16 protein-coding genes are annotated in these 20,086 nt (G+C 61.6%); 14 read left to right on the top strand and 2 right to left on the bottom strand.

All coding sequences use genetic code 11. The annotated features are described in order from the left end of the window. Nucleotides 1-4: 4 nt before the first annotated feature. The 6 genes from Q3C01_RS00295 to Q3C01_RS00320 all read left to right on the top strand — a co-directional run bounded on the left by Q3C01_RS00295 (nt 5) and on the right by Q3C01_RS00320 (nt 8,426). The gene (locus Q3C01_RS00295; protein ID WP_458142944.1) at nt 5-1,234 is read left to right on the top strand and encodes an ABC transporter substrate-binding protein; all 1,230 of its coding nucleotides are present in this window, start codon (nt 5-7) and stop codon (nt 1,232-1,234) included. A gap of 95 nt (nt 1,235-1,329) precedes the next feature. Then, nucleotides 1,330-2,223 carry an SMP-30/gluconolactonase/LRE family protein gene (locus Q3C01_RS00300; protein WP_458142946.1) on the top strand — a complete coding sequence of 298 codons (894 nt, stop codon included), beginning with the start codon at nt 1,330-1,332 and terminating at the stop codon, nt 2,221-2,223. A 9-nt stretch (nt 2,224-2,232) separates the two neighbouring features. Beyond that, entirely contained in the window at nt 2,233-4,356 is a 2,124-nt protein-coding gene (locus tag Q3C01_RS00305) for an acetate--CoA ligase family protein (protein WP_458142947.1), read from the top strand. 26 nt (nt 4,357-4,382) lie between these two features. Continuing rightward, complete coding sequence (locus tag Q3C01_RS00310; protein WP_458142949.1) at nt 4,383-4,919, top strand: nuclear transport factor 2 family protein; 537 nt, start codon at nt 4,383-4,385, stop codon at nt 4,917-4,919. A 30-nt stretch (nt 4,920-4,949) separates the two neighbouring features. Then, nucleotides 4,950-6,530 (top strand): glucose 1-dehydrogenase, encoded by a 1,581-nt coding sequence (locus Q3C01_RS00315; protein WP_458142951.1) that lies wholly within the window; start codon nt 4,950-4,952, stop codon nt 6,528-6,530. A 261-nt stretch (nt 6,531-6,791) separates the two neighbouring features. Further along, on the top strand, nt 6,792-8,426 hold the full coding sequence (locus Q3C01_RS00320; protein WP_458142953.1) for a flavin-containing monooxygenase: 1,635 nt from the start codon (nt 6,792-6,794) through the stop codon (nt 8,424-8,426). A gap of 46 nt (nt 8,427-8,472) precedes the next feature. Here Q3C01_RS00320 and Q3C01_RS00325 read toward each other — a convergent pair whose 3' ends face one another. Then, complete coding sequence (locus Q3C01_RS00325; RefSeq protein WP_458142954.1) at nt 8,473-9,603, bottom strand: Gfo/Idh/MocA family protein; 1,131 nt, start codon at nt 9,601-9,603, stop codon at nt 8,473-8,475. Nucleotides 9,604-9,773: 170 nt separating this feature from the next. On the opposite strand from Q3C01_RS00325, the gene iolD reads away from it, so the two are divergent. The 4 genes from iolD to Q3C01_RS00345 all read left to right on the top strand — a co-directional run bounded on the left by iolD (nt 9,774) and on the right by Q3C01_RS00345 (nt 14,754). Beyond that, nucleotides 9,774-11,645: a 3D-(3,5/4)-trihydroxycyclohexane-1,2-dione acylhydrolase (decyclizing) gene (iolD, locus tag Q3C01_RS00330; protein WP_458142956.1), complete on the top strand. Its 1,872-nt coding sequence runs from the start codon at nt 9,774-9,776 to the stop codon at nt 11,643-11,645. 6 nt (nt 11,646-11,651) lie between these two features. Further along, entirely contained in the window at nt 11,652-12,551 is a 900-nt protein-coding gene (iolE, locus tag Q3C01_RS00335) for a myo-inosose-2 dehydratase (RefSeq protein ID WP_458142957.1), read from the top strand. An 88-nt stretch (nt 12,552-12,639) separates the two neighbouring features. Then, entirely contained in the window at nt 12,640-13,614 is a 975-nt protein-coding gene (locus tag Q3C01_RS00340; RefSeq protein ID WP_458142959.1) for a Gfo/Idh/MocA family protein, read from the top strand. 69 nt (nt 13,615-13,683) lie between these two features. Next, nucleotides 13,684-14,754 carry a Gfo/Idh/MocA family protein gene (locus tag Q3C01_RS00345; RefSeq protein ID WP_458142961.1) on the top strand — a complete coding sequence of 357 codons (1,071 nt, stop codon included), beginning with the start codon at nt 13,684-13,686 and terminating at the stop codon, nt 14,752-14,754. 86 nt (nt 14,755-14,840) lie between these two features. Here the strand turns inward: Q3C01_RS00345 and Q3C01_RS00350 are convergent, their stop codons facing one another. Continuing rightward, nucleotides 14,841-15,713, bottom strand: a complete 873-nt coding sequence (locus tag Q3C01_RS00350; protein ID WP_458142963.1) for a MurR/RpiR family transcriptional regulator — start codon at nt 15,711-15,713, stop codon at nt 14,841-14,843. A 291-nt stretch (nt 15,714-16,004) separates the two neighbouring features. Here Q3C01_RS00350 and iolG point away from each other — a divergent pair, with 291 nt between their 5' ends. The 4 genes from iolG to Q3C01_RS00370 all read left to right on the top strand — a co-directional run bounded on the left by iolG (nt 16,005) and on the right by Q3C01_RS00370 (nt 20,030). After that, nucleotides 16,005-17,012 carry an inositol 2-dehydrogenase gene (iolG, locus tag Q3C01_RS00355; protein ID WP_458142964.1) on the top strand — a complete coding sequence of 336 codons (1,008 nt, stop codon included), beginning with the start codon at nt 16,005-16,007 and terminating at the stop codon, nt 17,010-17,012. A gap of 120 nt (nt 17,013-17,132) precedes the next feature. After that, nucleotides 17,133-17,942, top strand: coding sequence for an SDR family oxidoreductase (locus Q3C01_RS00360; RefSeq protein ID WP_458142966.1), 810 nt, complete (start codon nt 17,133-17,135; stop codon nt 17,940-17,942). A gap of 254 nt (nt 17,943-18,196) precedes the next feature. After that, a complete protein-coding gene (locus tag Q3C01_RS00365) occupies nt 18,197-18,937 on the top strand; it encodes an ATP-binding cassette domain-containing protein (protein WP_458142968.1) in 741 nt (246 codons plus the stop codon). Further along, nucleotides 18,927-20,030: an ABC transporter permease gene (locus Q3C01_RS00370; protein ID WP_458142969.1), complete on the top strand. Its 1,104-nt coding sequence runs from the start codon at nt 18,927-18,929 to the stop codon at nt 20,028-20,030. The genes Q3C01_RS00365 and Q3C01_RS00370 overlap by 11 nt, the downstream gene beginning before the upstream one ends. Nucleotides 20,031-20,086: the final 56 nt, after the last annotated feature.

Consider the following 20,086-nt stretch of genomic DNA (forward strand, 5'->3'; position numbering starts at 1 on the left):
GCACATGAGAGTGTCGGTTGCCTATGTCGCCGCTGTGGCGATCCTGTTGGGTGCAATATCATCTGGCGCTGCACCGGTCGTGGCGCAGGGGATTTCCGGGGACGTCGTCAAGATTGGCGTCATGAACGACCAGACCGGTCCCTATTCAGACAATTGCGGGCCGGGTTCGGTTGTCGCCGCGCGACTTGCGATCAGCGACTTCGGTGGTGCCGTCAACGGCAAGAAGGTCGAGCTCGTCGTGGCCGACGACCAGAACAAGCCGGACATCGGCGTTTCCATTGCGCTGCGCTGGCTGGACAATGAAGGCGTGGATGCGATCGTCGGATGCTCGGCGTCCTCGATCGCGCTCGGCGTGCAGGACGTCATGAGGAACCGGAAGAAGCCCTATCTCCTGGCGGGAACGGCGGCCTCGGTTTTCACCAACGAAAAATGTTCGCCGATGACGACGCAATGGACGATGGACACCTATGCGCTGCCGAAGGCGACGGTGAAATCGCTGCTGGCACGGGGGCTGGATACCTGGTTCTTTGTCACCGTCGACTACTCCTTCGGCAAGGCCTGGCAGGCTGACACCACGAACTTCATCAAGGCCGATGGCGGCAAAGTCGTGGGTTCCGTCCTGCATCCGCTCAATTCTTCGGACTTCTCCTCGTTCCTGCTGACGGCCCAATCGAGCGGAGCGAAGGTCATCGCGCTGGCAAATTCGGGTTCGGACTTCGCCAATGCCATGAAGCAGGCTCAGGAATTCGGGCTCACACAGAAGCAGCAGCTTGCCCCGCTGGGATTGATGATCAATCAGACACATAGCATCGGCCTGCAGCCGCTGCAGAACGTGCGCCTGACGACGCCCTTCTACTGGGACATGACCGACGAGACGCGCGCCTTCGCTAAGCGCTACCAGGCGGCGTTCAATGGCCGGGTCCCGAACGAGGCGCAGGCAAGCACTTACAGCGCCGTCACGCACTATCTCAAGGCGATCGCCGCGACGCAGACCGACGACGGCGAGGCGGTGATGCGACAAATGAAGATCACACCCATCAATGATTTCGAGATGAAGAACGTCGGCATTCGTGCGGACGGACAGGTGATGCGGCCGCTTTATGGTGCCCGCATCAAGACGTCGGCCGAGTCGAAGTATCCTTATGACTACTACGAGATCACCGACACAATTCCAGCCGATGACGCCTGGCGGCCGGCGGCGGAGAGCGCCTGCGATCTCCTGAAGACGCAATAAGCGCAGTGACCGGCCGGCTTGACCGGCCCGTCACCCTCTCGCACCCCCCAACTTCGCGAGATGACACGAGACGAGACTTAGCCGGAAGTTCCGTGATGGCGCTGCAAGTAAGCAGGATATCGACGACGGCTGCACAGCTTGGCGAAAGCCCGGTCTGGGATGTCACGCAACAGCGGCTCTATTGGGTCGATGGCGTCTCGCGCCGAATCCACGGCTATGAACCCGAGCGCGGGATCGCGCGGCACTGGGACGTGCCGTCCATGGTCGGCTCGGTTGGGCTGGCCAAAGGCGATGGGTTGATTGTCGCGCTCGCGGACGGCATCTACCGGCTCGATCTCGGCTCAAGCGAGCTGACGGCGCTATTCCAGCCCGAACCACGCGATCCGCGCGTGCGTTTCAATGACGGCAAAGTCGATCGTTGGGGACGGTTTCTCTGCGGTACCATGGGCGTCCACGCCGAGCCGCTGGGGCAGCTCTTTCGCATCGACGCCACCGGTGCGCACACAGTGCTCGCCGGCGACATTCGCATTTCGAATGCGCTCTGCCTCAGCCCCGACGGCCGCACCATGTACTTCGCCGACAGCCTCGATCGGGCGATCCGCGCCTATCGGTACGAGCCCGGCGATGCGTTCGATCCGGAGCCGCGGATCGTCATCGACACCGGGCCATATCAGTCGGGACCTGACGGGGCGACGGTCGATTGCGATGGCTGCCTCTGGGTTGCGCTCGTGCAGGTGGGCAAGATTGCGCGCTTCACCCCGCAAGGGGGGCTTGATCGTCTCATCGACGCGCCGATCGACTTGCCCTCGTCGGTGGCCTTCGGCGGATCCGATCTGTCGACGCTCTATGTGACGTCGATCAAGGATTCAGGATCGGGACGCGCCGTCTCGCGACACCCGGACGGAGGCTTTCTGTTCGCGATCGACGGCCTCGGCGTGACCGGCTTGCCCGAGGCGCAATTCGGACTTCCGTCAATTCCTGCCAGTTGAGAATATGCCTTGATACGCCATCATCCAGCCTCGCTCGATCCTCTCTTCAAGCCGCGATCCATCGCCCTGATCGGCGCATCTGATGATGTTGCGCGCATTGGCGGACGCCCCTTGCGCTATCTGCGCGAGGGCGGTTTCCAGGGCGCGGTCTATCCGGTCAATCCTAAGCGGGACACCGTCCAGGGCATCAGGTCCTACGACTCGGTGGCAACGCTTCCGGAGGTGCCGGACGTCGCGATCCTCGCAGTGCCGGCGCAGGGCGTGGTGCAGGCGCTGAGAGACTGCGCGGATCGCAAGGTCAAGGCGGCCGTGGTGTTCTCAGCCGGCTTTGCCGAGGCAAGCGAGCAGGGACGTCTCGCGCAGGACCAGATCGCCGGCATTGCCCGCGAGAGCGGCATGCGCGTGCTCGGCCCGAATTGCCTTGGACTGTTCAACGCCGGCATCGGCTACTACGGAACATTCTCGGCGATCCTCGATGCTGCATTCGTCGAGCCAGGTCCGGTCGCCGTCGTCTCGCAAAGCGGAGCTTACGGCTCCCACATTGCCCACCTGGCGCGCCAGCGCGGCCTCGGCATCGGGCAATGGATCACCACCGGGAACGAGTGCGATATCGACGTCGCGGAAGCGCTGCGTTGGGTCATCGACCAGCCCGACGTCAAGGTCGTGATGGCCTATGCGGAAGGCATTCGCGATCGCGATACGTTCATCGAGGCACTGGAGGTTGCGCGGGCGAAGGAAAAGGCCATCGTCTGCCTGAAGGTCGGTCGCTCCGATGTTGGCGCGCAGGCGGTGAGCTCGCACACCGCGGCGCTGGCGGGATCGGATGCCGTGTTCGATGCGGTGTTGCGGCAATATGGTGCCTATCGCGCGCGGACCACCGCCGAGCACCTCGACGTGAGCTATGCCTGCGCGCGGGGGCTTTATCCCGCCGGCAACAGGTTCGGCATCTTCACGCTGTCCGGCGGCTTCGGCATTCAGATGGCCGACGACGCATCGGCATGCGGGCTCGACGTCGCGCCAATGCCCGAGGCGGCACAGGGCGAGCTGAAGGCGATGCTGCCCTACGCATCGCCGCGCAATCCGGTCGACGCCACGGCGCAGGCGCTCACCGATCTCCCGCTGATGACGAGCTACATTGCCGCGATGCTGGAGAAGGGGAGCTATCACCTTTTTGCCGGCATTTTCGGCAGTGGACCGGCGAGCCCGACCTTTTCGGCCTCGCTGCGCCAGGCGCTGCGGAGTGCGACGGCCGGACATCAAGGTCGGATCCTTGCGCTGTCGATGTCCGCGCCACCGGAGATCGTCCGCGCCTATGAGGGCGAGGGCTTCCTGATCTTCGAGGATGGCTCGGCGCTGGTGAACGCGTTGGCGGCGCTGGTGTGGTTTCGCCGCAGCTTCGACGCGGCGAAGCAGGTCCGCACGGCACCGACCGCCGCGTCGCGTATCACGCTGCCGGGTGGGGCGCTCAGCGAGCACGAAGCGAAATCGCTGTTGCAGGCGGCGGGGGTTGCCTTTCCGAAGGAAGCGCTGGTGCGACCGGATGAGGATGCCGGGGCAGCCGCCGCGGCGATCGGCTTTCCGGTGGTGGTGAAGATCTCCTCGCCGGACATCGCGCACAAGACCGAGATCGGTGGAGTGATCGTCGGTCCGCGCGACGAGGCGCAGGCCCGCGATGCCGCCCGCACCATCCTATCCCGTGCCCGTGACAGGCGGCCCGACGCGCGGATCGATGGCGTCATCGTCTCACCGATGATCAGGGGAGGCGTAGAGACCATTGTCGGCGTGGTGCGGGATCCGTCGTTCGGTCCCGTGGTGATGTTCGGGCTCGGCGGCGTCTTCGTCGAGGTGCTCAAGGACGTGACCTTCCGCGTTGCGCCGTTCGACGTCGCTGAGGCGCAGCGGATGATCCGCGAGATTCGAGGCTTTGCCGTGCTGGATGGCGTGCGCGGCGCGCCGCCGGCCGACGTCGATGCGCTGGCAGAGATGCTGTCGCGGCTTTCGCAATTCGCGGCAACCAATGCCGACGTGATTGAAAGCATCGACCTCAACCCGGTTCTGGTGATGCCGCGCGGCGAGGGCGTCATACCGCTGGACGCATTGATGGTGCCATGCAACGCCGCGTCCCGCGATTGACGGCTGGTTGCTAAGAAGGTGGGCATATGGCCGACGAATTAAAGCTGACCGAGTTTCTGGACCGTGAGGCGATCCGCGATTGCATCTACCGCTATTGCCGGGGCATCGACCGGGCCGACGAAGCCACGCTGCGCAGCTCCTATTGGCCCGACGCGACCGATCGGCACGGCGTCTATTCCGGACCGGTCGAGGGCTTCTTTCTCTGGGCTCGCGAGGTGTTCAAGAGCGGCGCGCGCAACGTCCATCAGGTAGGCAACATCTTGATTGAGCTCGTCGGCCCGGCGCGTGCCGCGGTCGAGACCTATTTTCTTGCCCTGCAGCGTGGTCCAGGCAATGACGGGATCGTGCGGCAGTTTCTCATAGCCGGGCGCTATTGCGATCTTTTCGAGAAGCGCGGCGGCGAGTGGCGCGTGGCGCGGCGCATCGTGGCGTTTGATTGGGTCGAGGAGCAGGCGGTGCCCACCGAGAGCGAGGAGGTGCGTTTTGGCCAGCGCCTGCCGATTGGCGCGCCGCACCCGAACGATCCCATCCATGAAATTCTGGCCGAGGCGCGCCGTACGTAGGACGACGCCATCGCGGCAAAGGGGGATTAGATGGAAAAGCCAAAGCGCGTCGTCGTCATCACCGGAGCGGCTGGCGGTGTCGGCCGGGCGCTGCTCGAAGCCTTCCACCGGGACGGCGACATCATTGCGGCCGTCGATTTGCCGTACACCGACGTCGTCGACGTCACGGCTTCGCTCGGCGGCGGACATGCGGCATTCCACTGCGATGTGGCTTCCGAAGACGAGGTCGTGGGTCTCGTCGCCGCGATCGAACAGCGATTTGGACGGGTCGACGTCCTCGTCAATAACGCGGCACTTGGACCAACCATGGCAGCGACTGTCGACACTGACGTTGCCTCGTTTCGCAAGGCGTTGAGCGTCAACCTGCGCGGCCCCTTCGTGCTTGCGGGCGAGGTGGCGAGGCGAATGATGGGGCTCGGCGGTGTCATCGTGAACGTTGCGTCGCTGGCGGGCGTGCTCGGCAATCCGAAGCGCAACGCCTATGCGGCGTCCAAGGCAGGATTGATCTCGGCAACTCGATCGCTTGCCTGCGAATGGGCAAAGCATGGCATTCGCGTCGTGGCGATTGCGCCAGGCTATGTCAGCACTCCCATGGTCGCGGAGCTTGAGCGCTCAGGCAAGACGAATCTCGATCTGGTTCGGCGGCGCATTCCGCTCGGGCGCATGGCACGGCCGGACGAGATCGCGGCTGTGGCGCGCTTTCTCGCTTCGTCGGAGGCAGGCTATGTGACGGGCGCGGTTCTGGCCGTCGATGGCGGCTGGCAATCCTTCAATCAGCCGGGCGATGCGCATCCAGCGGTCACCGGGACACCGGACGTCGAACTGGCGAAGCCCGAGCCGTCGTCGCGCGAGCGCATCGTGGTGGTGACCGGCGGAGCCAACGGTATCGGCGAGGCGATCGCTCGGCGATTTGCCTCCGGCGGCGACACCGTGGTCGTCGCGGACAAGGATGGTGATCGCGCCGAAAACCTGGTGTGCGCGCTCGGCACGAGACACATGGCTTTCGCCCTCGATGTCTCGTCGGAGCAGGACGTGCTGGCGATGTTTGCTGCGATCAGGCAGCGCTTTGGTCGCATCGACGTGCTGGTCAATGATGCGGCGGTGGCAGATGGTTTCGTGCCGGCGCTCGATCAGTCTGCGGCGGATATCGACAGGGTGTTGGAGGTGAATGTCGTTGGCGCATTTCTCTGCGCCCGCGAGGCGATCAGGCTGATGAGTGGCGGCGGCGTCATTCTCAATCTCGGCTCGATCAATACGTTCCTGCCGTTCGCGCCGCGCCACGCCTACGGCGCCTCGAAGGCGGCCATCGACATTCTGACGCGATGTATGGCGGCTGAACTTGGTCCTGCCGGGCTGCGTACGGCCACCATTGCGCCGGGCTATATCAACACGCCGGGCGTGGCCGCATTGCGGGCGTCGGGCCGCATTGACGGTGCGCGGATCCGGCGCCGCGTTCCGATCGGCCGCTTCGGCGAACCGGCAGAAGTCGCGAACGCAGCTTATTTCCTGGCGTCAGCAGAGGCGTCCTACATCAACGGGTCGATCCTCTATGTCGACGGCGGCTGGACCGCGTTCGGCGACGCTGGTGATGCGAGCACCACGAGCGATTGATGACAGGCCAGCGTGCGGTGATGGCCGATGCATCTCGGCAGGCTGGACCTTCGACACCCCCGTACAGGTCTCATCACGCGCTCCTTCTCTTTCATAGATGTGAAACTGAACCGACACGCCGTCAAAGCGGTAGTTGTGCTGCAGAACTCATGAGATGGTTTTCAGGCAAGGCGACGGTCGAGTGCAGGCGGCTTCCCACGCGGCAGATCGTCAATCGCCGCTCCAGCTAAGGTCAATGATGCAAGCGAGGAAATGCCCGAGATGAGCAGCTCTGAGATGGGTGCACAACGCCTGGACATCGTCGTCGTGGGCGCCGGTTTCGGCGGCTTGTACGCCGTGTACAAATTCCGGGAAATGGGCCTCAAGCTCGCGGCATTCGAGGCCGGCGGCGACGTCGGGGGCGTGTGGTATTGGAATCGCTACCCGGGCGCGCGGGTCGATCTTCCGAGCGTTGACTACAGCTATTCGTTCTCCCCAGAGATCGAGCAGGAATGGACGTGGTCAGAGGAGTTCGCGGCCCAGCCGGAACTTCTCGCCTATTTCAACTTCGTGGCCGACCGGCTCGATCTACGCAAGCACTATCAATTCAACACGCGCGTCACCAGCGCCGTCTGGGACGAGACGCGCAAGCTCTGGAAGATCACGACTGATCGTGGCGAAACGGTCGAGGCAACCTACTGTGTGATGGCCACCGGACCGCTGTCGGTCCCCATGGATCCGCAGATCTCGGGCATCGCGCGCTACAAGGGCGAGCTGCTGCGTGCCGGCAAGTGGCCGCACCATCCGGTGAGCTTCGCCGGCAAGCGTGTCGGCGTGATCGGCACGGGATCGAGCGGCATCCAGATCGTCCAGGAAGTTGGCCGGAAGGCCGGCGAGCTCTTCGTCTTCCAGCGCACGCCAAGTTTCAGCATGCCCATGCGCAACCAGAAGCTGGAGCCGGACTACGTCGCCGAGGTCAAGCGCAATTACGCGGGCCTTCGTGACGCTGCCCGCAACAGTCCAAACGGCGGCGTGCGCCCTTGGACCACCCGCGCATTTTTCAGCGTGACGCCGGTGCGACGTCGGGAGCTGATGGAAGACGCCTGGAAGGCCGGCGGTCTCGCAATGCTCGGGACTTTCACAGATCTGCTGAGTAACGAAGAGGCCAACGAGCATGTCGCCGAGTTTGTGCGTGGTAAGGTCGGCGAGGTCGTCAAGGATCCCGTCACGGCAGAAAAGCTCAAGCCGCGCGGCTATCCCATCTTCGCCCGCCGGCCATGCCTCGACACCGAATACTACGAGACGTTCAATCTGCCCAATGTCCACTTGATGGATTGCGTCGCCGAACCGATTCTCGAGATTACAGAGAAGGGCGTGCTGACCGCGACGGGCGAAACCGAGCTCGACATGCTGATTCTCGCGACCGGCTATGATGGGCTCACCGGAGCGCTGACGGCCTTCGACGTCGTCGGCCGCGGCGGCGGCAAGGTCAACGATAAATGGAAGCACGGTGCGAGGTCCTATCTCGGCCTGATGATGGACGGTTTCCCGAACCTGTTCATGACCACGGGGCCGAACGGCCCGGCTGCGCTGGCCAACATCGTCAGGATCAGCGAGAACGACGTCGACTGGATTGCGAACCTGATCACGCACATGGCCGATCACGGCCTCGCCACCGTCGAGCCGACCAAAGTCGCGGAGGATGGATGGATGGAGCTCGTCGTCAGGATCGCGCAGCGCTCGCTGCTCAACAAGGCGAAGACTTGGTACCTCGGCGCCAACGTGAAAGACAAGCCGCTCGGGCTCACGCTCTTCACGGGCGGATTTCCAAAGTACCGGGAGTACTGCGCCGCCGTCGCGCAGGCGGGGTACCGTGACTTCGTCTTCGAGCGCGGGCGCACCCCGGTCGCGGCTTGACGTCGCTCCGGGATCTCATTGCGATTCGATTGTCAAAGGCGAATGCTCAGGGAACGTCCTTCCACGCTCCGGCGCGACTTGATGCGTGGATGGTCTCGACCAGCGTTTGAATGCGCAGGCCAGCGCGGAAGTTGAATGGTTCCGATCGACGTCCGGCAATTGCGTCCAGGTAGCCCGCGGCTTCGATCGCCTTCAGGTCGTTGAAGCCAAGCTGGTGGCCCGGCGCAACGCAGAACAGGCCGTATGGCCGATGATCAGGACCTGCCTCGATCCGGCGGAATCCCTGACGGCCACGGTCGTCGTCGGTCGAAAAGAAATGCAACTCGTTGAATCGTTCCTGGCTGAAGGCGAGGGCGCCTTTGCTTCCACAGACCTCGAAGTCGTGCTGCATCTTCCGTCCTGTCGCAATCCAATTCGCCTCGATCGAGCCGGAGGCGCCGCTCGCGAAACGAAGGAAAGCTCTGCCAATATCATCGACTTCGACGCGCCTCCGGCCGCCTTTGCCATCTGGACGTTCCTTGATCATCGTGACGCAATCACCCATGACGCGGATGATCGGTCCGGCGGCAGGACCCAACAGGAATTCGGCGGTGGCTAGTGCGTGGCTGCCAATGTCCGCCAGTGCTCCGCCGCCCGCCGGGTCATGCCGGAAGGTGAACGCACCGGCATTGTCGGCCATGTAGTCTTCGGCGTGGACCCCGCGGTAGCCGCGTATCTCGCCGAGTTCTCCCGCAGCGATCATATCGCGTGCGAGGCCCAGCATGGGGTTGCAAAGATAATTGAAACCGACTTGCGTCTTTATTCCGGCCGCTTCGGCGGCCTCGGCCATTTCGCGGGAGTCTGTCGCAAGCGGCGCCAGCGGCTTTTCGCAATACACATGTTTGCCAGCAGCAATCGCGACCAACGCCATTTCCTTGTGGAGCGCGTTTGGCGTGGTGATGTTCACGACGTCGATAGCTGGATCCGCCACGAGCGAGTGCCAGTCGGAGGTCGCGCGCGCGAAGCCCAGCGCCGAGGCTGCTTTCGCGGCTGCCTCCTCGCTAATATCCGCGATCGTATGCAGTTCCAGCTCGAAAGGAAGGTCGAACACACGCGCGGCGATGGAGTAACCGAAAGCGTGGGTCTTACCCATGAATCCGCTACCGATGAGGCCGATGCGAAGCTTCGGTTTGGTCATGTCGGATTTCCCTGTTCGCGATGAGGTCGGTGTTGAGGCCACCTGCGAAAAAATCGAGCACGTTCTGAATGGGGAGACGTCGTCGGCAATAATTGTTGCGGAAAAATGCTATTGTCAATATTCAATGCAGGAGGTTATGTTCGTTACAAACCGGCGAGGGAGGAGACAACATGACCGGCGCCACAATCCGACTCACCATGGCCCAGGCCCTGGTGCGATGGCTGACTCAACAGTTCACCGAAATCGACGGAGTTCGCGTGCCCTTGTTCGCCGGCATCTTCGGCATTTTTGGTCATGGGAACGTGACCTGCCTGTCCGAGGCCCTTGAGGCGGTGCAGGATCGTCTGCCGACCTGGCGCGGACAGAACGAGCAGTCGATGGCGTTGGCGGCTATCGGCTTCGCCAAGGCCAAGCTTCGGCGGCAAATCATGGTAGCGACGTCGTCGATTGGCCCCGGCGCCCTGAACATGGTGACGGCGGCAGGAACAGCTCACGCAAATCGCCTGCCTCTCCTTCTCATTGCTGGCGATACGTTCACCAACCGTCTCCCGGATCCAGTTCTTCAGCAGGTCGAACATTTTGGGGATCCGACCGTCACCGTGAACGACGCTTTCAAGCCGGTGACGCGCTACTGGGATCGGATCACTCATCCCGCGCAGATCATTTCTTCGCTGCCGCAGGCAGTAGCCGCCATGCTCGATCCGGCTGACTGCGGCCCGGCCTTTCTCGCGCTACCACAGGACACGCAGGAGGTAGCCTTCGACTACCCTGAGGTCTTTTTCGAGTCTCGAACCTGGACCATTTCGCGTCCGCGCCCCGATCGTCAGAAACTCGCAGAAGCAGCCGCGCTGCTCAAGACCGCGAAGAAGCCGATCATCATTTCTGGCGGCGGCGTGCGCTACTCGCTGGCAGGAAATGTCGTCGCGGATTTTGCGGTCAAGCACGGAATTCCTATCGTGGAGACGGTCGCCGGCAAGGGCGCCGTGACCCACAACCACCCGGCGCATGCAGGGCCGATTGGAATTATCGGCTCAACGTCGGCGAATGCGCTCGCAGCCGAAGCCGACGTTATCCTTGCGGTGGGTACGCGCCTACAGGATTTCACGACAGGATCATGGACCGCCTTCCGCCCGGACGCGCGTTTCATCTCGATCAACGCGGCCAGATTCGATGCGGTGAAGCACCGTGCGCTGGCGGTGGTAGGCGACGCGCGGGAGACGATCGAGGAACTCGATGCGGCGCTCGGCGCGTGGCGTGTCGAACCCGCCCACATGACGCGTGCTCAGATGCTCTTCAGGGAATGGGACGCGCTGCTCGAGTCGTTGCAGGCCCCCAGCAACGCTCCGGTGCCGACCTACGCGCAGATAGTCCAGGCAGTCAATGCGTCCGCTGGCGAGAGAGATACCTTGATTTCAGCCGCCGGGGGCCTGCCTGGCGAAGTGGCAAAAGGCTGGCGCGTCAAGGCGCCGAATACCTTCGACCTTGAGTTCGGATTCTCTTGCATGGGTTACGAGCTCGCGGCCGGTTGGGGCCACGCTATGGCCAATTCCGGGCCTGGCGGACTCGGCGGCACGCCAATCGTGATGGTTGGTGACGGCACCTACTTGATGATGAACTCGGACATCTACTCGACGGTTTTGACCGGTCACAAGATGATCGTTGTGGTCTGCGACAATGGCGGGTTCGCCGTGATCAACCGGTTGCAGCAATTCAAAGGCGTGCCAGGCTTCAACAATTTGTTGACTGATTGTCGCGTTCAGAATCGCGACAATCCTCATCACGTTGATTTTGCCAAGCACGCCGAGTCCATGGGGGCGGCTGCACGACGTTGCGAAAGCCTTGCCGACCTCGTTGCCGCGCTCGAATGGGCCAAAGGCAACGACCGCACCACCGTGCTTTCGATCGCCTCGGACGCCTATTCGTGGGTCCCTGGCGATGCCGACTGGGACGTCGGCGTGCCCCAAGTATCTTCGCGCGAGACGGTTCGAAGCGCGCGCAAGCAGCAAGACGAGATCCGCGCGAAGCAGCGCATCGGAGTGTGACGAGCCATGAAAGCGAAGCTTGGAATTGCCCCCATTGCCTGGTGGAACGACGATCTTGCCGAACTGTCTGATGACGTGAGTCTTGAGGAGTGCTTGCGTCAGGCGAGCGTCGCCGGCTTTACGGGAATGGAGACCGGGCGGCGCTTCCCCATGAATATGGGAGAACTCGGACCGATACTCGCCCGGTTTGGCATCTCCGTGTGCGGCGGCTGGTTCTCTGGCCTTCTGCTCGATGGTGACATCGAGCGGGAAAAGGACCGCATTCGCGCCCAGATGGATTTTTTCATTGCAGCGAAAGCGCCCTGCATCGTCTACGGCGAGACTGCGCGTTCGATCCAGGGCATTCGCTCCGCGCCGCTCGCTACCAAACCTAGGCTCTCGGACGACGAGATGAAGGCCTATGGACGCAAGATGACGGATTTCGCCGAGTGGTGCGCCGGGCAGGGAATGCCGATCACCTATCATCACCACATGGCTGCGGCGATCGAGACCGAGGCGGAACTCGACCTGCTCATGGCGAATTCTGGTGAAGCACTACCGCTGTTGTTCGATGCCGGTCACATGGCGTTTGCCGGCGGCAACGTTTTGCGTGTCATCGACAAACATCATTCGCGCATCAGCCATGTGCATACCAAAGACGTCCGCAGCAGCGTCATCGACAAGCTCGACCGGAAACGGGAGAGCTTCCTCGACGCGGTGGTGAAAGGGGCGTTCACCGTGCCGGGCGACGGTTCGCTCGACTTCGCCACGATCATCGCCCGCCTCGCGTCCTACGGCTACGAGGGGTGGTTCGTCGTCGAGGCGGAGCAGGATCCGAAGATGAGTCCCCCGCTCGAAATGGCCAAGAAAGGCCACGCGGAACTGATGCGTTTGATGGCGTCGGCCGGATACGACGTCGTGCAATGAACCGCATGGATCGGGTGTCGCCGTACTCGACGAAGCGCTTAGGGCTCGCCCTGGCCCGGCGGATCATTTGGCGGGTTGTGGAGGTGAAATGAGCATCGGGATAGGAGTCATCGGGACAGGTGTAATGGGCGCCGAGCATGCTCGGATACTCCGACGCGAGACCCCCGGTGCTCATCTTGCCGGCATTTTTGATGCCGACGCGGCTCGGGCGCAGGCAGTGGCCTCTGGAGCAACCGTCTTTTCGGATCCTCAATCGCTGATCGCGTCGGGGCAGATCGACGCGATAGTGATTGCATCTCCCGATGTCACACATGCGGCGCTAACACTCGCCTGTATCGAGGCAGGGAAACCCGTTCTCTGCGAAAAGCCCTTGGCGTCTTCAGCAGCGGATGCCCTAGACGTGGTGCAGGCCGAAGTCGCTGTGGGTCGCAGACTCATCCAGGTCGGATACATGCGCCGGTTTGACCCTGGCTATCGGGAGATCAAGCGCGTCAAAGATACCGGTGAACTGGGCGGACCGGTGTTGTTGCACAACGTGCATCGAAACGTTCGCGCGCCGGAGTGGTTCACCGGTGCGATGGCCATTACGAATTCCTTCGTTCACGAAATCGACGTCAGCCGCTGGCTACTTGGATCGGAGATGGTTTCTGCGCGCGTGGAGGCAGGGCCCGGCGGCGAGCCCGTCATGGTCACGATGAAGACCGACAAAGACGAGATTGTTTCGACTGAGGTTTTCGTGAACGCCAGCTATGGCTATCACGTCCATGCTGAACTGGTCAGTCGGCAAGGCACGATATCGCTGGTTCCGGCATCGTTGACGCTATTGAACAGAGACAGAGCCGGCGGTCATTCGTATCCCGACAACTGGGTGCCGAGGTTCGAAGAGGCGTACCGCAGGCAGATGGCCGATTGGGTCAGCGCCGTCAAAGCTGGCACTTCGGTCGGCGCGAGCGCATGGGACGGCTATGTCGCCTCGGCCATTGCGGAGCAAGTCGCCGAGGCCCTCGCCGGAAATGGCTTGGCCTCCCTCAGATATGGGCCACGTCCCTCGCTATATGACTGACGGATCGAACGAGGCCGGACGGAAATCGACAGCGTCTCATGCGATCCAACGCGAGTCGGAGAGGAAACGATGATCAAGTATGCAGTTGTCGGCGCAGGGTGGATCTCGCAACAAGCCTTTCTGCCGGGAGTCGGACAGTCCACAAACTCAAGGGTTACGGCGATCGTGACCGGCGATCGGGACAAGGCCGCGCGACTGGCGGATTTCCACGGTGTTGGCCAGATCGTCGACTATGATGGATACGATGCCCTTTTGAGGGGCTCTGATGTCGACGCGGTGTATATTGCTCTGCCCAACCATTTGCATGCCGACTACGCAGTTCGGGCAGCACGCGCCGGCAAGCACGTCTTGGTCGAGAAGCCGCTGGCTACCAACGAACAAGATGCACTCGCCATGATCGCCGCTGCGCGCGAGGCTGGCGTGTTTCTGATGACCGCCTACAGGCTCCACAACGAACCCGGAACTGTCGCCGTCCTCGAACACATCCGCAAGGACGCGATCGGCCGACCGCTCTTCTTTCAATCGGTTTTCAGTTTCCAGGCAGCGGCAGGGAACCACAGACTGAAAGCTACGAGTTGGGGTGGACCGCTCCAGGACGTCGGGGTTTACTGCGTCAATGCGGCTCGACATGTTTTTGCAGAAGAGCCGATTGAAGCCATGGCGATGGTGCACCGACCGAACGATGACCCGCGTTTTCGCGAGGTGGAAGCGTCGGTCGCGGCTTTGCTGCGCTTCCCTTCGGGCGGGCTGGCACAATTCGTCGCCAGCTTCGGGGCAGCCGCTGTCGACAGTTACCGCGTGGTTGGAACGGCTGGCGATATCGAACTCGATCCAGGATTCAGATTCGAGACTGCAACAAGACTACGTCTGCGCCGCGACGGCGAGGTCCGCGAAACCCAGTTTCCGCAAATCGACCATTTTGGCGCGCAGGTCGAATATTTTTCAGATTGCATCAAGGCTGGAACGCCGCCCGAGGCTGATGGCGAGGAAGGGTTGGCGGACTTGCGCGCACTTGTCGCAATTGAGACGGCCGCCCTGACCGGACAACCGCAAACCATCACATCCCGTCCACGTGTCCGCCATCCAACGCCCGACATGGTGCGAGTTACTCCTGTAACCGATCGACGACTGGTCTTCTGAGGCGCTACTGCCTGTCGGTTCAAGCTACGGCAGCCCGAGGTCGCTGCGCGCCGTTCGTGCGACTGAGAGCGCCAGCTCGAGCCATTCTACTTACCGGTAACCGTTGGAATCCGCGGATTGACGTCGTTTTTCTGTAGTCTCGCTGCCAGCGCTACGGTCAACGCCTGCGCAAGGCACATCGGAGCTGCGAGTGAACGGGAAAACGTGTATTCATGCTCTGGAACAGAGAACAGAACACGGGCGCTCTTGGCCAGAGGCGACAGTGTGCTATCCGACATCGCAATGATGGGAACGCCATTGCGCCCGGCTTCCTCCACAACGTTGACGACCTCGTTTGCATAGAATCGAAACGACACCGCAACGAGTACGTCCTTCTTGCGGATCGTACGCGCGATGTGCGTAGCAAGTCCGCCGCCTGCGTCGAGCAACACGCAACGTTTGCCCAGCATGGTCAATATGTAGCGAAGGAACTCAACTACAGGCGCTGAACGCAGTTGCCCGATCAGAAAAACCGAGTCGGCTCTCTCAAGCAGGCTCACCGCTTCCGAGAGCGCTTTTGGGGAAATGTCCGCGAGCATGTCCTGAAGGGAAGCAATGTCGCGGACGACCAGGTCGCGCAGGAAACCAACTTCGCTACGATCGGCGCGAGCGCCCAACTCGATTTCAAGAGCTTTAATACGCGCCTCGAAGCCCGGGGCGGCTGTTGACAAGCGCCGTTGAAACAACGCCTGAAGCTCCTTGAAACCTTCATAGCGAAGTGACTGAGCGAAGCGCACGAAGCTCGACGCATGGATGCCGCAGCGATCGGCGATGGCGTTTACCGACAGGACCGCGACATCATTCGGGTTCTGGGTCAGATAAACGGCTATCTTTTGATAGGATTTGCTCATGTCATCGTAGCGATCGTGGATGACACGGATCAACTCCTCGTAGTCTTCCGGTGTCTTCACGTCCTGCATCTAAGGTGCTCTCACAATTGGTTTCATCGGGTGCGGATGCCGACAACTCCGCTCTCGTTCGGAACGCTTCCTCCCCAAGAGCCGGCAGTGCCAAGGCATCTCTGTAAGTCAAGTATCCGGCAATACAGCCTGGCCGTTTGACGGACGGGTTAAAGACCCCTTACGCACCTCGCATCACCATCCTTTGGCAGCGGAGCGGAATCATCGATAGCATCGGCGAACAATTATTGACAGTTTTGCATATCTGCAATAACTCTTGCAAGCAAATCGAACATCCGTCGGCGGGAGGAAATGGTGGCGATCAAATTCGCATTGCTCGGGTGCGGGCGCATTGGTGTCTTGCATGCCCGGAATCTTGCGAAGGCGGACGGGGCACGCCTGGAGATAGCATTCGATCCGAACACAATTGCTGCTGAGGCGGTCGCCAGAGCGAATGGCTGCAGGGTAGCCACAAGTGCGGAAGATGCGATCGATAAGGCCGATGCGGTTCTGATTGCGACGTCGACTGCGACCCATGCCGATCTGATCGAGCTTGCGGCAAAAGCCGGCAAGGCGATCTTGTGTGAGAAGCCGATCGATCTCAGTCTCGATCGGGTACGAGCATGCCGCAAGGCCATTGAGGGCTGCAACGTACCAATCCAGATTGGCTTCAATCGCCGCTTCGATCCGGGGCACCGCGCTGCGCGCGACGCTTGCGCCGCCGGCAAGATCGGAAAACTTGAGCAGGTCGTTATCACATCGCGCGATCCCGGGATGCCGCCCCGAGCTTACACTGCGGTCTCGGGCGGTATTTTCCGTGACATGACGATCCACGATTTTGACGTGGCGCGTTTCATGCTGAACGATGAGCCGACCGAGGTCTTCGCGACCGGGAGCGCGCTTGTTGATCCCACCATTGGATCTGATTTTGGCGACTTCGACTCCATCATGGTGGTCATGCGCACTGCTGATGGAAAGCTGTGCCATATCAGTAATTCTCGACGCGCAAGCTTTGGCTATGATCAGCGGATCGAGCTGTTTGGCAGCGAGGGGATGGTCATCTCCGACAACAAGAAGGCGCATGAGCTGAAGTTCTACAGCGCGACCACGACTAATGCGGCCGAGCCTTACCTCAACTTCTTTATCGAGCGCTACGCAGAGGCCTACGAAGCCGAGATCGCGGCATTCATTGCCGCCGTTCGCGATGGTCGGCCGACCCAAGCGACTTTCGACGACGGTTACCGCGCGCTCATGCTCGCGGAGGCTGCCATCGAGTCTGCCAGGACCGGCAAGAAGGTCGAGGTTGGCGGTATCGCATGACATTGAATGGGACGTGGATGCGGGCGTCGAGCAGCAATAGGGTCAAGCTACGCAAGGCCTCGCAACCCAGAGCCAAAGAGAGCGACTGAGAGCGCCCGTACCTATCGTTGGAGAGCTTGCATGACCTCGATGCACGGAAAGATCGCGATTGTCACCGGCGGTACCCAGGGTCTCGGTGCCGCCATCGCCAAACTCTTCGCCGAGCGCGGCGCAAAGGGCATCGTAACATGCGGTCGTGACGAGACGAAGGGGCGGGCAAAGGCCAACGAGATCGCCGCAGCCACTGGCACAGAAGTGCTATTTGTCCGCGCTGACCTCACAAAGGTCGAGGATTGCGCCAAAGTCGTGGCTGAGGCGGACAGGGTGTTCGGGCGCGTCGACGCTCTGGTGAACGCCGCTGGTGACACAAGCCGCGGCACCATCATTGATACAAGCCCCGAACTTTTTGACAAGATATTCGCGGTCAATACGCGTGCGCCCTTTTTCTTGATGCAGAACACGATCAAGCTCATGCGCCGCGATAAAGTGCAGGGCACGATCGTGAACGTCTCTTCAATGTCTGCGATGGGTGGCCAATCCTTCATTGCGGCCTATTGCGCATCGAAAGGCGCGCTCGACACGCTGACGCGAAATACGGCCCATGCGCTGCTGCGCAACCGCATCCGCGTGAACGGTCTCAATATTGGCTGGATGGCCTCGGAAGGCGAATTCAACACGCAGCAGGTCTACCATGGCCGGTCTGCGGAGTGGCTCGAGGAGGTCGCCGGGCGGCAGCCCTTCGGCCGATTGCTCGATCCCATCGAGGTTGCGCGCGCCGTTGCGTTCCTGTCCTGCGATGAGTCCGGAATGATGACGGGAGCCACGATCAACTTCGATCAAAGTATCTGGGGCGCCTACGATACGTCACCGCATCCGGAAGCGCCGCTCTGAGCAATCCCGGGGTTAGAGGCTTTTCTCGGCAAGGTGCGGGCGCGGGTATGGCATCGCGCCGAGCAAGCAGGACGTGGTCTCTCACACTCCCAATTTCCACCCTTTCTGATCGAGCCGCAATGAATGTCGATGTAAGGGCGCCGCCCGCCGCATGAAATAGACGTTGCGAGATTGCCGCTTGTGCAATATTAATTGCGCAGATCGGGGAGGTGAAGCGGCCGGATAGAGCTGCCACCGCACGATGGAGGGAACGCGTGGCTTTACTTGATGTGCGAAGCATCTCGAAGAGCTTCGGTGCTATTCGGGCACTGCACGACGTCAGCTTTTCGGTCGATGCAGGCGAGGTGGTCGGCCTGATGGGCGACAACGGCGCCGGCAAATCGACCATGGTGAAACTGATTGCCGGAAACTTCCCGCCGACCGAAGGCGGCATTGTCGTTGATGGTAAGGCATGCCATTTCCACCGGCCGATCGAGGCCAGGGCTGAGGGCATCGAAGTTGTCTATCAGGAGCTCGCGCTGGCCGACAATCTCACGGCCACGGAGAACGTTTTCCTCGGACGCGAAATCAAAAGAGGCTTCTGGCCGTTCCGCATCCTCGACAAGCAGTCGATGATCAGGCGCGCCGGGGAGCTCTTTGACGAGCTAAAATCGGAAACGCGGCCGCGGGATCTCGTGAAGAAGATGTCAGGGGGGCAGCGGCAGGCTGTTGCGATAGCCCGGGCTCGGCTGTCCAATGCCAAGCTCGTCCTGATGGACGAGCCGACCGCGGCCATTTCCGTGCGACAGGTAGCCGAAGTGCTTGAGCTCATCCGCCGGCTGAAATCTCGCGGAGTATCGGTGATGCTGATCAGTCACCGCATGCCCGACGTGTTTACCGTCTGCGATCGCATCATCGTGCTCCGGCGTGGCTCAAAAGTGGCCGACAAGGAAACCGCGATGACCTCGCCGGAGCAGATCACCGGCCTGATTACGGGGGCGATCCGTGAAGCCTAGTTCTGCCAAAGTGATAGAAGAAACACACGCCGCAATTAGCGATATCGTCAACATCCGCGAGCAGGGCGCCTTTCATCGCGTCATGACCAGTCAGGCATTCTGGGTGGCTGCCGCACTCCTTGCTCTGGTGGTCTTCATGACCTGGTTGGAGCCGACCTTCGGCACAGCCGACAACGTGACGAACATCACGCGCAACTTCGCTCCGCTTGCGATCATGAGCCTCGGCATGACTGTGGTCATCATCACGGGGGGGATCGATTTGTCCGTTGGCTCGGTGATGGGGCTCGTTGCCATTGTCACCGGGCTGCTGCTGACCTGGCAATATTCCTGGTACGTCGCCTTCTTGGCCGGACTCTTGGCGGGACTGGCCTGCGGAGCCTTCAACGGCTTCTTCGTTGCCTATATTGGCATGCCGTCCTTTGTCGTGACGCTCGGTATGTTGTCGATCGCGCGCTCGCTTGCCGTCGTGATCTCTGGGAACCAGATGTTGTACAAGTTTGGTCCGGACGCGCCGATCGTCAGGGCAATCGGCCAGTCGAAATGGCCACTTCATGCGCCAGCCGGCTGGGCGCCGCACTGGATGCCAGAATTCTCCTCCCACTTTTGGGTGATGGTGATCCTTGCTCTCATCCTCGGTGCCGTCTTCGTCTTTACCGCGTGGGCGCGTCACCTCTATGCGATCGGCTCCAACGAGAGCGCCGCGCGGCTGACTGGCGTGTCAGTCGACTGGATCAAGTTCCAGGCGTACGTGTTTTCGTCTTTCACGGCCTCGATCGCCTCGCTGCTGCTCCTCGGCTACAGCGGCTCGGCTATCAACGCGATGGGGACTGGCTACGAGCTTCGAGTCATCGCCGGCACCGTCATCGGCGGTGCCAACCTGATGGGTGGCTACGGAACCGCATTCGGTGCCGTGATAGGGTCGGCTTTCCTCGAGGTGATCCGCAACGCGCTTCTGATGGCCGGCATCGACTCGAACTGGCAGGGCGCCTTCGTTGGCATGTTCATCGTCATTGCCGTGCTTCTCGGCATGCAGACGAGCGGAACGTCGCTTGTTGCTACGATCCGCGAGTGGGTTGCCTGGAAGCGCAGTTAGAAAATCCGATGACAATTGGGTCGGAGACTTGGAATTAACAAAGAGGGAGGAGAAAC

Source organism: Bradyrhizobium sp. UFLA05-109 (assembly GCF_054185165.1).

Excerpts from the sequence above, each read along its gene's own strand:
- Q3C01_RS00295 (WP_458142944.1), top strand. The coding sequence starts at position 5 with ATGAGAGTGTCGGTTGCCTATGTCGCCGCTGTGGCGATCCTGTTGGGT.
- Q3C01_RS00300 (WP_458142946.1), top strand. The coding sequence starts at position 1,330 with ATGGCGCTGCAAGTAAGCAGGATATCGACGACGGCTGCACAGCTTGGC.
- Q3C01_RS00310 (WP_458142949.1), top strand. The coding sequence starts at position 4,383 with ATGGCCGACGAATTAAAGCTGACCGAGTTTCTGGACCGTGAGGCGATC.
- Q3C01_RS00315 (WP_458142951.1), top strand. The coding sequence starts at position 4,950 with ATGGAAAAGCCAAAGCGCGTCGTCGTCATCACCGGAGCGGCTGGCGGT.
- Q3C01_RS00320 (WP_458142953.1), top strand. The coding sequence starts at position 6,792 with ATGAGCAGCTCTGAGATGGGTGCACAACGCCTGGACATCGTCGTCGTG.
- Q3C01_RS00325 (WP_458142954.1), bottom strand. The coding sequence starts at position 9,603 with ATGACCAAACCGAAGCTTCGCATCGGCCTCATCGGTAGCGGATTCATG.
- iolD (WP_458142956.1), top strand. The coding sequence starts at position 9,774 with ATGACCGGCGCCACAATCCGACTCACCATGGCCCAGGCCCTGGTGCGA.
- iolE (WP_458142957.1), top strand. The coding sequence starts at position 11,652 with ATGAAAGCGAAGCTTGGAATTGCCCCCATTGCCTGGTGGAACGACGAT.
- Q3C01_RS00340 (WP_458142959.1), top strand. The coding sequence starts at position 12,640 with ATGAGCATCGGGATAGGAGTCATCGGGACAGGTGTAATGGGCGCCGAG.
- Q3C01_RS00345 (WP_458142961.1), top strand. The coding sequence starts at position 13,684 with ATGATCAAGTATGCAGTTGTCGGCGCAGGGTGGATCTCGCAACAAGCC.
- Q3C01_RS00350 (WP_458142963.1), bottom strand. The coding sequence starts at position 15,713 with ATGCAGGACGTGAAGACACCGGAAGACTACGAGGAGTTGATCCGTGTC.
- iolG (WP_458142964.1), top strand. The coding sequence starts at position 16,005 with ATGGTGGCGATCAAATTCGCATTGCTCGGGTGCGGGCGCATTGGTGTC.
- Q3C01_RS00360 (WP_458142966.1), top strand. The coding sequence starts at position 17,133 with ATGACCTCGATGCACGGAAAGATCGCGATTGTCACCGGCGGTACCCAG.